The sequence below is a fragment of the Embleya sp. NPDC001921 genome, assembly GCF_053594475.1.
In genome coordinates, this window is sequence record NZ_JBSFEO010000045.1 from 87187 (window position 1) to 98999 (window position 11813).

Annotated in this window: 7 protein-coding genes; all 7 read left to right on the forward strand. The window is 63.6% G+C overall.

Translation table 11 applies throughout. The annotated features are described in order from the left end of the window. Positions 1-410: 410 nt before the first annotated feature. The 7 genes from ACWCPW_RS39330 (at position 411) to ACWCPW_RS39360 (ending at position 11222) form a co-directional block, all read left to right on the forward strand. Entirely contained in the window at positions 411-1580 is a 1170-nt protein-coding gene (locus tag ACWCPW_RS39330; RefSeq protein WP_449766394.1) for a cysteine desulfurase family protein, read from the forward strand. A 53-nt stretch (positions 1581-1633) separates the two neighbouring features. Next, on the forward strand, positions 1634-2737 hold the full coding sequence (locus ACWCPW_RS39335) for a DUF4007 family protein (protein ID WP_449766395.1): 1104 nt from the start codon (positions 1634-1636) through the stop codon (positions 2735-2737). Beyond that, on the forward strand, positions 2734-6300 hold the full coding sequence (locus ACWCPW_RS39340; RefSeq protein WP_449766396.1) for an ATP-binding protein: 3567 nt from the start codon (positions 2734-2736) through the stop codon (positions 6298-6300). The genes ACWCPW_RS39335 and ACWCPW_RS39340 overlap by 4 nt, the downstream gene beginning before the upstream one ends. 2 nt (positions 6301-6302) lie before the next feature. Next, positions 6303-7139 carry a phosphoadenosine phosphosulfate reductase domain-containing protein gene (locus tag ACWCPW_RS39345; RefSeq protein ID WP_449766397.1) on the forward strand — a complete coding sequence of 279 codons (837 nt, stop codon included), beginning with the start codon at positions 6303-6305 and terminating at the stop codon, positions 7137-7139. A gap of 144 nt (positions 7140-7283) precedes the next feature. Beyond that, the gene (locus ACWCPW_RS39350; RefSeq protein WP_449766398.1) at positions 7284-7886 is read left to right on the forward strand and encodes a hypothetical protein; all 603 of its coding nucleotides are present in this window, start codon (positions 7284-7286) and stop codon (positions 7884-7886) included. A 37-nt stretch (positions 7887-7923) separates the two neighbouring features. Beyond that, positions 7924-9216, forward strand: coding sequence for a DNA sulfur modification protein DndB (locus ACWCPW_RS39355; protein ID WP_395800914.1), 1293 nt, complete (start codon positions 7924-7926; stop codon positions 9214-9216). A gap of 332 nt (positions 9217-9548) precedes the next feature. Then, complete coding sequence (locus ACWCPW_RS39360; RefSeq protein WP_449766399.1) at positions 9549-11222, forward strand: ATP-binding protein; 1674 nt, start codon at positions 9549-9551, stop codon at positions 11220-11222. Positions 11223-11813: the final 591 nt, after the last annotated feature.

Consider the following 11813-nt stretch of genomic DNA (forward strand, 5'->3'; position numbering starts at 1 on the left):
CCTCAGCCCCTGCCCATTCGCCCGCCCGTTGGCACAGCGGCACGCGACCAGCTCGCGCCTCACCCTGTGATCAGACCCTAGACCCGCCTGCCGGGGTCCGGTCCCCCAAACCTCTGCACCCCTACTGCGGATTCTCGCCCAGTCGGCGAACGACACAGGTCACACTTGCCCGAACTGCCGTTTCCCACAAGGGGATTCGCATCACTACGCGGGACATCTCACCAATGGGAACATTTGTTTGATTTCGGTCATTGGGGGCGATCCTCGAGGGCTGAAGTTCACGCCTCTCCTTCGCCTGCCCTTTGCTCCGGCTAGGATCTCCGTGTACTGCTGGCGGAGGGTTTCATACCGGACGAGATTCGCCGCCAGTTGATGAAGAGCGGCTAAAAGCGAGCGAAACGGGGTGAAGTGTGACGTTTCAGTCACCTAGCTCGGATCCGGCCTACCTCGACTACAACGCCACCGCGCCGGCACGACCAGAAGCCCTCAAGGCAACGGTCGAGGCCATGAGCGCCGTCGGCAACGCTTCTAGCACCCATCGCTCCGGCCGTGACGCGGCCGACCGCGTCGATCTGGCGCGCCGTCAGGTAGCTGAACTCTTGAACTGCTCCCACGGCGAGATCGTTTTCACCTCCGGGGCCACAGAAGCCAACAACCTGGCCCTGCGGGCAGCATTCGAGATCGGTGGTCGACTGGTCACGAGCACGGTCGAGCACCCGGCGGTTTTGGAGACTGCCAAGGCCATCACCTCTGGCAGCCCCGGATCCCTGATGCTGTTGCGCGTCGATGAGGACGGCCTGGTCGACCTGGATGCCCTCTGCACGAGTCTGACCACCGGTGAAGTGGCAGTCGTGTCGCTGATGGCAGCCAACAACGAGACCGGGGTGATCACCGAGCTCGAACCTATCGTCGAGGCTTCCCACCGCGCGGGAGCGCTCGTCCACACGGACGCCACGCAACTCATCGGCCGGCTCCCGATCGACCTCGCGGAGACGGACGTAGACCTCCTCTCCCTGTCCGCCCATAAGTTCGGCGGCCCGCAGGGGGTCGGCGCCCTGTTCGTGCGCCGCGGTATCGCCTTGCCGTACCGCCCGTTGCTCTTTGGTGGCGGACAGGAGCGAGGCTGGCGGGCCGGAACACACAACGTGGCGGGCATCGCAGGCGCGGGTGCCGCCGCCGAGGCCGCCCGGCGGGCTCTGGCCACGGAGATTCCCCGAATCGAACAGCTGCGTGACGCACTGGAGGACTCGCTCGTTGGGCAGGTCGGCGATTGCCGGATCAACGGCGCGCTCAGCATGCGGCTGCCTGGAGTCACCAGCATTACGTTCCACGGTGCGCCGGCGGATGCGGTGCTCGCCGCGATGCCGGACGTGGCGGCGTCAGAGGGGAGCGCTTGCTCCTCTGGCGCGCCTAGCCCGAGCCACGTGCTCCTCGCCATGGGACGCAGTCGGGAAGAGGCTGACTCCACAGTCCGTTTCTCTCTCGGGTACGCCACGACCACGCTCGACATCGAGCGCGCTGCTGCGTCGGCGGTACGAGCCGTCCGGCAGGTGCGAGCAGCGCTGACGGCCCCCATGTAGCAAGGCCTGCACTAACACCATCCACGCTTTGACGGACACGGAGAAAGCCTCGCATGTCAGACAGCCGGCTCGCGGAAGCCGCCCACTTCAACTTCGCGCGCCACGAGACCTTCGCGCCGCGATTCGGGTGGCTCCATAAGGCATACATGCAGGTGAAGGACCGCCCGGACACGTTCCTAGCGGATGACGCACCCGTTCTTCTCGGGGTCGGCAAGAACATGTCCAATGCCATGAGGTATTGGTCACGGGCTTTCAAACTGACCCGCGAGTTCCCCGGCGATGATGCCAACGCCCGCGCATTGTTCTCCTACCCCACGTGGGAGGCACGGTGGCTCCTCGACGAGAACGGTGCCGATCCTTATCTAGAAGAGCAGGGCAGCCTATGGCTGCTGCATTGGTGGCTGTTGTGCTCCCGGCCCGGGGCAAAGAGCTGGGCGCCGTCCTGGTATGTCGCTTTCCAGCTCGCGCCGTTCGCGCGGTTCTCAGCGCCCGACCTCACCCAGCTGATCGCGCGACACGCGAACTTGTCGTACGCAGAAGCGCCTGCGGAGGCATCCGTTATCAGGGACGTCGACTGCATTACCAAGATGTACGTTCCAGCGAAGCGGGCCAAGGGCGGCGCGCCCGGCGCGCTTGAAGACCTGCTGGCTTGCCCCTTCCGTGAGCTCGGCCTGATGGAAGCGGTGGACCATCCGACCTCCGGACGTGCCGAGTGGGAGTTCACGACCGGCTCGCGCATCTCCTTGCCTGACCGCGTGGTGGCGTATGCCTGCCTCGACTACGCCGCTCAGACCACCCGCGGTGCCGGGTCCATTTCCCTCGCCCGGCTCGCCAACGAGCACGGCGCACCCGGGCGGGCCTTCCGCGTGCGTGAGCCTGACATTGCTGGAGCCCTGGAGCGGGTCGCCGCCACCACCGCGGGCCTGCAGGTGGTGGAGGCGGTCGGCCAGCGCAGTCTGGCGTTCACCTCCGACCCGTTCGATCTGGCTTGGGACGTTTTGGACGCCCAGTACGACAAGGTCCGGGAGAGGCCGGGCTTCCCGACCCGCGAGGACTGGGGCCGCAGCTATCCCAAGCTCGCCGAAGCTGAGGCGCGCGAACTCAAGCTTCAGGACGTTTTTGAGCCGCAGCTCGCCCTGATCGAGGAGACACAGTGACCACCGAGACCCCCACGCGGTCCAGCGCCGCCCGCATGTCCTCCGGTGGCCCGCAGTTCCCGGCCGGTGTCCAGGTGATCGGTTCACGTATGCGCTCCACCAATGTGGAGCGCGATGTCTTGGACGAACTGCACTCCCCGTATATCGGTGCTCGGGCGGTCGACGTGTTCGACCGGGTTGCCAACGCCCTCGGCGACCTGCGCCGTCCCAGGTCGTGGTCGTTCACTGGCCCTTATGGCTCGGGCAAGTCCACCCTGGCCAATCTCATCGACGCGACTCTCGGGTGCGACGAGAGCCGGCGCGCCGAGGCACACGCGGTGCTGGCCACCGTCAGCCCCGGCCTGGCGCGGCGCCTGGCCACATCTCGTGACCAACTAGCGCCGGAAGGTTTCCTTGGCGCTGTCGCGACCGCCCGGCGCGAGCCTCTCGTTACCACCCTGTCCCGTGCCCTGCAGACCGCCGCCAAGCGGCGCTGGCCGTCCAGGACACCCAAGGCTGTCGCCACCGCGCTGGCGCGGTGCGATGATCCTGCCACCGCCAAGCCCGAGGACATCGTCGCTGCCGTCACCGCCCTGTGCGCGCAGCAGCCCCTTCTGCTGATCATCGACGAATTCGGCAAGACCCTGGAGCACCTTGCCGGGCACAGCGAGTTCTCCAGCGCGAAGGACGACCTGTTCCTCCTGCAGGATCTTGCGGAGAAGAGTGCCGGCAGCCGTGGCCTGCCGTTGTTCATGATGACACTGCAGCACCTGTCGTTCATGGACTACGCTGCCCACTCCAGCGAGCTGCAGACCCGCGAATGGGCCAAGATCCAGGGCCGATTCGAAGACATCACCTTTGCCCCCCACCTGGGCGACTCGGTCCAGCTGATGCGCCGCCGACTCGATCAGTCCGCTGTGGCGGAGCCCGGCCGCAAGCTCATCTGGGCGCACGCCGAGGCAGCGGAGAAGGCCTGGCGTGATCACGGCCTCAACGATGTCGTGGACCTCGCGATGCAGGACTTCGCCGACCTCTATCCCCTGCATCCGTTGACCGCGGTCGCGGCGCCCTTCCTCGCGGCGCAGATCGGTCAGCACGACCGCAGCCTGTCCGGGTTCCTCAACAACGACGAGCCCCACACGGTCCGCCGCTCACTCGCCTCGTTCTCGGCTGACAAGCCGCGCCGGGCGAGCACCGTCCAGCTGCCCCAGCTGTACGATTTCTTCCTCGACTCCGGCCGAACCTCGCTGCTGGCATCAAGCAACGCCAGCCGCTGGATCGAGATCGAATCCCGGGTCACCGAAGCCAACGGCCTGTCCACTGCCGAGCAGCGCCTTCTGCGCACGATCGGCATGCTGAACCTGATCGACTCCGATGGTGCGCTGCGGGCAACTGCGGCGATGATCTACTTCGCGCTGCACGACCCGGCCGACGCACCCAGTCCCAAGGCGTTCGCCACCCTGGAGAAGCAGCTCAACGGCCTGGTGGACCGTGGCCTCCTGGTACTCCGCAGGTTCAACGGCGAGTACCGAGTGTGGCGCGGAAGCAACTTCGACATCGACGGGCGCCTCAAGGAGGCACTCAGCCACCTCGATGAGGCAGCAGTCCTCCAAAGGCTCGGTGACTACCTCCCGCTGGCTGTCGCGGCCGGCCGGCACAGCCAGATCACAGGCATGCTTCGCGCCCTTTTCGTCCGAATCTCCGGCGCCCAGACGCAGCTCATCGAGGGACCCGACGAACTCAACGACCACGCCGACGGCCTTCTCGTCTTCCACCTCGGAACCATGGAGGATCGGCCTTTCGTCGAATCTTCGCTGCCCGTAGTGCTCGGGACGACCGATGAGCCGGACCTAGTCCTGCGTGCTGCCTTCCACCTCGTGGCGCTGGAGGAACTGCAGCGCGACAAAACCCTGGACCCGGTGGCTAGTCGCGAGATCTCCGAGCGGACATCGGCTGCCAAGCGCGAGCTGCTCGAACTGCTCAGCGCAGCATTCTTCCCTCTCACCCAGCGAGCCACCTGGCGCCTGTGGCGCTCGGGCATCACTGCGGAGGCCGGCGAGGGCGAGGTCATCGAAAGCCGTAGCCTCAGCGGACTTGCGTCCATCGCTTGTGACCGGGTGTTCCCTGCGACCCCGCACATTCGCAACGAGATGCTCGGTCGCCATGAGCTGACCAGCCAGGGGGCGAAAGCACGCGGGAAACTGCTGACCGCCATGCTGACCAAGTCCGGCGAACGTCACCTGGGCATCGACAAGTACCCGGCCGAGCGCGCCATGTACAGCGGGGCTCTGGAGTTCATGGGCCTGCACCGGGAGAACAGCGGCACCGCGGACGACTCCTCGACCACGCTGCTGCCCTACGGCTTCTCGCGGCCAGGCCCCGCCCACCCGCACGTGCTGCCCGTCTGGGATGCCCTTGAAATGGCACTCTCGGACGCCCACAAGCGCACCAATCTTGACGAGATCTTCCGCGCCGTCATGGTGCCGCCATACGGCGTCAAGGCCGGCGTGGTGCCTCTGCTGGTGGTGACCGCACTTATCCTGCGCAGCCAGGACGTGGCCCTGTTCGAGGAGGGCTCCTACCTACCGCGCCTGACCACCGACGTGGTGGAGCGGATGATCAAGGCGCCGGGCCGGTTCTCCGTGAAGGCCACGCCACTCGGTGACGGCCTGCGGGAGAGCGTCGTCAAGAAGCTCTCGCTGGCACTGAACGTCGAACCGCCCCGCTCCCAGGCGCTGCGCAACCCGGCCATTCTCTCGGTTACCCGTGCTCTGCTCGAGCGGGTCATGGTGCTCACGCCATACGCGCGCCGCACACAGCGCATCAGCAAGGACGCCATTGCGATCCGCTCCGCGCTGTTCACCGCACAAGACCCGGACGACCTGCTCTTCCACGCTCTCCCACAAGCACTCGGCCTGGACCCGATCAGCCCCGAGGCTCGCAAAAGCACCAGCGGCAACAAGGGCTACGTCGAGCGCCTGACTGCCGCAGCCGAGGAAATCGCCGGCGCCGACCGCGCGCTTCGCGTCGAGGTCGTCGAGACCATCAGCCGCGAGTTCCGCCTGCCCTCGGCTCTGCCCGAACTGCGACAGGCGCTCGCACGCCGTCTCCAGGGCTTTGCCGGTATCTCGCTCAGTCTCGAGCTTCGCGGGTTCGTCGCCATAGCACTGAACGAGGGCTTGTCGGACTCCGACTGGCTCGACCCCGTGATTGTGCGGCTGTCGCACTCTGCCCTGGGCGACTGGTCCGACGACGACGTCACGCTCTTCGCCCGTCGTGTCCGGGAAATGGCCGCCGCGCTCGACCGCGTCAGTCACCTGTACAAGACGGGCGAGGCGGTCGGCGGCGCTGAGGAAGATCTCGAAGCCCGGCTGCTCACCCTGACCGACAAGGACGGTGGCGAGCAGCGCACGCTGATCTACCTGCCCGAACAGTCCCGGCAGGAGGCGGAAAGCCTCGTTGTCAGTGTCTTGGCACAGGCTAAGAAGGCGCTCGGCCCCGACGGTGCGCGCATTCTGCTCGCGGCGCTCGCCCAGCGCGTGTCCGAGCCTGTTGCCACTACTGCACTCGAGAGGACGGAGTGATCGTGACTGACGCAACCACCCCGGCGAAGAAGGTCCGGCACGTCCTGGGATTGTCCGGAGGAAAGGACTCCTCCGCACTTGCCATCTACATGCGTGACCGCGTGCCGGAGATGGAGTACTTCTTCTGCGACACCGGCGCTGAACTGCCCGAGACGTACGAGTACCTCAACAAGCTCGAGGCCGCGGTCGGCAAGCCGATCACGCGATTGAACACCGACCGGGACTTCGACCACTGGCTCGAGGTCTACCAGGGCACTCTACCGAGCCCCCAGATGCGCTGGTGCACGAAGAACCTGAAGATCAAACCTCTGGAAGAATGGGTCGGCGAGGACGAGGTGATCTCCTACGTCGCAATCCGAGCGGACGAGAACCGGCTCGGCTATGTGAGCACCAAACCCAACATCACCGCGGTCTTCCCCTTCCGTGAGGATGGCATCGACCGGGAGGGCGTCGGCCGCATCCTCGACGAGGCCGGCACCGGCCTGCCCGGCTACTACGAGTGGCGCACCCGGTCTGGCTGCTACTTCTGCTTCTTCCAGCGCAAGCACGAGTGGGTCGGCCTCAAGGATCGCCACCCCGAGCTCTTCGACAAGGCTGTTGCGTACGAAGAGAAGGTCCGCCACCAGGGCACCGCGATGCAGGGCCGCGACTACACGTGGTCTCAGGGCGAGTCCCTGCACCAGCTCATAGAGCGGCGAGAGGAAATTCAGGCCAAGCACGAGGCGAACCTCGCCCGAGCCGCCAAGCGGATCAAGCCCAACCGGCCGCTGCTGGAGGTCCTCTCGGACGCACTCGACGCCGATGACGACGAGGTGGGCTGCTCCGTCTGCCATCTCTGATTCCCTCGATTTCAGTCAAGAGTCCGTTTGATGACAAAAAGTCATCAAACGGACTCTTTTCTGTCTCGCCCACCGACTGTCGGTGCAGCGTGTAAGGATGTGTGCGCTCATCACACGCCGTCACCCAGTCGGAGCACATGAGGAATGGCGACACCAGACACGGTCGCGCGCGCAGTCATCCGCCACCGCCTGGACGTCAGTCCCGCTCTGGAGCTCCAGCTCGGCATCGCACCGATGATGGACGTGTCGGCCCTCCAAGTCCTCCAGGACGATCTGAAGCGACTCGCATCCCCGTGGGAACGGCTCGTCACAACCGAGAGCATCGCCGCAGCGATTCCCGACGAGCCGGGCCTCTACATGTTCGTCTGGCGCCCGTCGATCAAGCTGGCCATGGCAGACCGGACCGAGGGCAGCTTCCACCAGGTTCTCTACATCAGGAACGCGGGTGGGGCCGGCGAACTGGGCAACACACTCAGGAATCGGTACCGAAACTACAAGAAGCACCTGCGGGGGAACCCCGAGGACCTCTGGACCCGAGAGCCTCCGATCAATCGGGACGACCGGCTGACTCACTACCTTGCCCTGCGCCCCCTGGAGTACTGGTTCGCGACAGTCGACGACAGGTCGATGATCAGGAACCTGGAGAGCCGCCTGATCCACCTCTACAACCCACCGATCAACATCCAGGGCGGTCCCACTCTGCGCGGTCGGCTCAGCACCATCCCCAGACCAGCGCTCCGCTCCTAGCCCGCGCTCGCTCGCCCCCTGACATCGAGGTACCTCCATGCCGTCCAAGACGTTCGTTCCCGCCTTCGAAGCGAAGGTCGGCAACTGGACCTACTACTCCTGCCTGATGAGCTACGCCCAGGTGGCCCGAGAGATCAACTTCGCGCATGAACTCGGCGGAAACCGCGACCTCGGTACCATGATCCAGCGCGGCGTCGGCACGCGGACGCAGGAGATCACCGAGTATCTGCTCACCAATGAGAACCGCTTCCTGGGCGCTCTCATCATCGCGGTGTGGGGCGGGGACCCCAACTACCTCTCGGTGACGATGGATGCCGAAAATCAGGCCGTCCTCCAAGGGCTGGACCGCAACTTTGGTGTCCTCACGTTCGACGGCACCCAGCAGTTCTTCGCCCTCGACGGCCAGCACCGGCTCAAGGCCATCAAAGACGCGATCAAGCAGAACCCGGAGTTGGGAAACGAGGACATCAACGTCATCGTGGTACCACACTTCGACACTGATGAAGGCCGGCGCCGCACCCGGCGGCTCTTCACCAACATCAACCGGAACGCCAAGAGCACCAACCTGCAGGAGAACATCGCCCTCGATGAGGACGACAGCTTCGCCATCCTCACTCGGCGTCTGCTCGACGATGATGAGTTCCTGAAGCGGGACAAGGTTGTCCTTGTGTTCAGCAAGGTGGGCCAGGACGGTGAGCTCGTTTTGGCCCAACGCTCGATCAGCACGTCGAGCCCGGCCTGGAGCACCATCGCCGTTGTCTACGACATCGTCAAGGAGATCGGCTACGACCTCCCCTGCACCACCGAGCAGTCCAAGCAACGGGCGACCGATGAACTTCTCGACCAGAGCTTCGAGATCATCGCCGTACGCCTCCGGGAACTCCTCGACGCGTGTGGCAACCTGCGTCAGCGCTACCTCGCCTCAGTGTCGCCGAAGGACCTCCGGGCGCCCAAGGGGCGCGACGGTGCTGGCCACCCGTTCATGCGCCCTGCCATTCAGAACCAGGTGGCGAAGGTGGTTCGACACATTCTCGAGCAGGGAGCCTTGGAGTGGCCGGAGGTCATGAAGCGGCTGTCGGCGCTCGACTGGAAGATGACCTCGGCCCCGTTCTCCTCTATGTGGATCGAGACTCCGGAAGGCACGAAGGCCAAGGGCAAGATGGCCAGTGGCAACACCCAGCTTCTGTTTGATCTCCTGCAGGTCCACGTCGCACCTCGCTCTAAGGCCCAGATCAGTCGGGCACTGCGCTCCTACGCTGACGTGACGAAGACTAAGTACCCGCTTCCGGCTGAGGAGTTCTTCGCGCTCCTCCCGGTCGATGCCGACTGAAGTCGGGCGGGCGCTTGGCTAACCGAGATGCGCCTTGCTGGCCCTATACCCCTGCGCGCGGCTGATGACGAACCGTCAGCCGGGCTTCTTCGGAAGGGCGCCACATGTCGCCTGCCCCTCGTGACACCAGGGGTACGCGATCACTACCTGCAGTGCGGAGGACGCAACCTGTGTCCGCGAGCCGCATACCTGTCGCCTGCCATGCAAGTAAAGTCAAGGTCCTGCAACGTCCTATTAATAGGAGGCAGAATGGGCGCCGCTCGCTAATCGCATGAACTCAAGAACTCCCATCAGTTGAATTGTCATATTGAATTCTCTCCAGGAGCCTAAGCATGACCACTCCGGCTGATGCCGTGCCAGGCGAAAGCACTTTTATGTCGGTCCCGATCAACCCCGGCAGGGTACTGCGCGCTATCGCGCGCATCGGGTACACACCCGAGAGTGCCATCTGCGACATCGTGGACAACTCTGTGGCTGCCAACGCAAACCGCATCGTTATCGAGCTCGAGCGTGAGCCTGAGGTTGCAGAAAACCGCCGAAACAGTGCGGCCGGGTACATTATCGCCGACAACGGCGCTGGCATGAGCGGGGAACAACTACTAAGTGCTCTCGGCCTTGGTGTTGATCGCCAATACGCCGAAGGAAGTCTCGGCAAGTATGGTCTCGGTCTCAAAAGCGCAGGACTATCTCAGGGCGATCGCATCGAAGTGATCAGTGCGCGCGAAGGACATGAGTGGAACAAGATTGTTCTCGACCTCCCGCATATTGAACAAGTGGGAGCATTCGTTTGCGAGATGCCCGAGCTAAACGAAGCCGACCGGGAAAGAATCGATCGAATGCTGCCCGGGGTCTCGCACGGCACACTGGTCAGCATCGAGAAAGTACACAAGCGCAACCATCCAAGCATCCGAAAGACAAGGGAAGCGCTCACCCAGAAGCTTGGCCTCACATACTTTTACTTTCTCCAGGATGGGCAGAATAGCCTGGATATTATGCTTGACGGTGAGGCAATCACACCCTTCGATCCGCTGTTCACAGGTTCAGCAGAAGAGAACGGCAACATTGCCGAGGGCTCCTGGGATGGCCTGAGTGTGCGTTGGCTAGAGCGGCCACGCCTCATTACCCTCGACGCAGAAAACGGGGTGCAAGCCACTCTCGAGGCGACCCAGCTCGTGCACCCTCCTGCGTTCGAGAACTCCGCCGAAATTCGCAAGAGGTACATGATCGGAGCAAAGCACTACGGATTCTATGTCTACCGCAACAAGCGGCTCATTCGGCACGGCGAACGCTTTGGCCTCATTCCAACAGAGCAGGACTTCTTTGCCTTCCGGGGAAGAATCCTGATCGACGATTCCGCCGATGACGCGTTCAACATCGATGTCAAGAAGTCTGAAATACTGCTCAGCGAGGAAGCCGAAGGCGCTCTCGACGAGGCGACATACGAAGCCCGGCGCGCCAGCAGGGCGGCTTGGCGGAACGCCACTAAGCTGCTTAAGAAGAAGGCCGACGAGGACCCGATCAGCAAGGCCACTGAGGCGCTGAGCGAAGTGGAGTTTCCAGATCTTCTACCGAATGATCAAGATGACGTCTTTACCGAGTCGAAGCGTAAAGAGCGCGAACAGAAGGAGGCAGTACGCCATCCTTTGCGCGAGCCCGAACGCGAGCTAGCGATCAAGGACGGATCCCGCGTCGCGATCGTCGACCAGCTCGACGACAATGCACTCTGGGAGCGGGCCTACGACGCCACGCTTGGAACGATCGTGCGAATCAACCGAAACCATCGCTTCATGCGAATGTTTGATGAGCGATTCGGCGGCGACGCAGACGTAGTGCTGCTGCTGCACGCCCTATTTTTGAGCCTCGCCGTAAGCGAGAGCAACTCCGTAAAGAACCTACAGAACATCGAAGACGAAGTAATCGAGGAAGTGTTTCAGAGGTATCGAAATCAGGCGTCGTCGGCCGTATATCAGGCAACTGCCACCGCACTCGAAAAGCGCTTCGCCTGATTCACTCCGATGACTAATAACAACGAGACTGACACTTGGGGGTCGGCCGCAATCGGCGACCCCAGTCTGTGTCGAGCACGCGCCTACATCTACTGCGGGTACTCACGTCGCATTGGCGTTGCCTACATAGGTATGACGGTTGGCCGGAACGGCGTGCTGGGTCGATGGGCCGATCACCTTGGACGGGCTCTCGAAAGATCATCGTTCCGACGACGCGTCCATGAATTTGACGAGTCAGCGTGGGAGCGGATCGATGATCTGGTCATCGTTTGGTCGGAGATCGGAGAGGAGAGCGTGTTTCTCGCGGCCGAGACTAGCCATCGCGAATCGGTCGAATACCTCGTCCAGCGAGAAATGAGGAATATTCTCGCCGCCGAAAATGCGCCGATTACGGTCGTCAGCAAGGTACGATCGAATCCGACTGCGCAATTGGCCCTGGTGCAGGATGCAGCTGATCGAGTCCTCAACGCCTTCCGGAAGCACTTCAGTGTCAGCCCCTAAGGCTTGTCCCGTAAGTGATCTTGGGTGTGTCGGCCGCGGTTCGGGGCCGGGTTATCCGGCGAGGGTGAGGTTGTGCAGGCGGGCGATGCC

What these genes read in the sequence shown, in the direction of transcription:
- ACWCPW_RS39335 (WP_449766395.1), top strand. Translation starts at nt 1,634, where the DNA reads ATGTCAGACAGCCGGCTCGCGGAAGCCGCCCACTTCAACTTCGCGCGC.
- ACWCPW_RS39350 (WP_449766398.1), top strand. Translation starts at nt 7,284, where the DNA reads ATGGCGACACCAGACACGGTCGCGCGCGCAGTCATCCGCCACCGCCTG.
- ACWCPW_RS39355 (WP_395800914.1), top strand. Translation starts at nt 7,924, where the DNA reads ATGCCGTCCAAGACGTTCGTTCCCGCCTTCGAAGCGAAGGTCGGCAAC.
- ACWCPW_RS39360 (WP_449766399.1), top strand. Translation starts at nt 9,549, where the DNA reads ATGACCACTCCGGCTGATGCCGTGCCAGGCGAAAGCACTTTTATGTCG.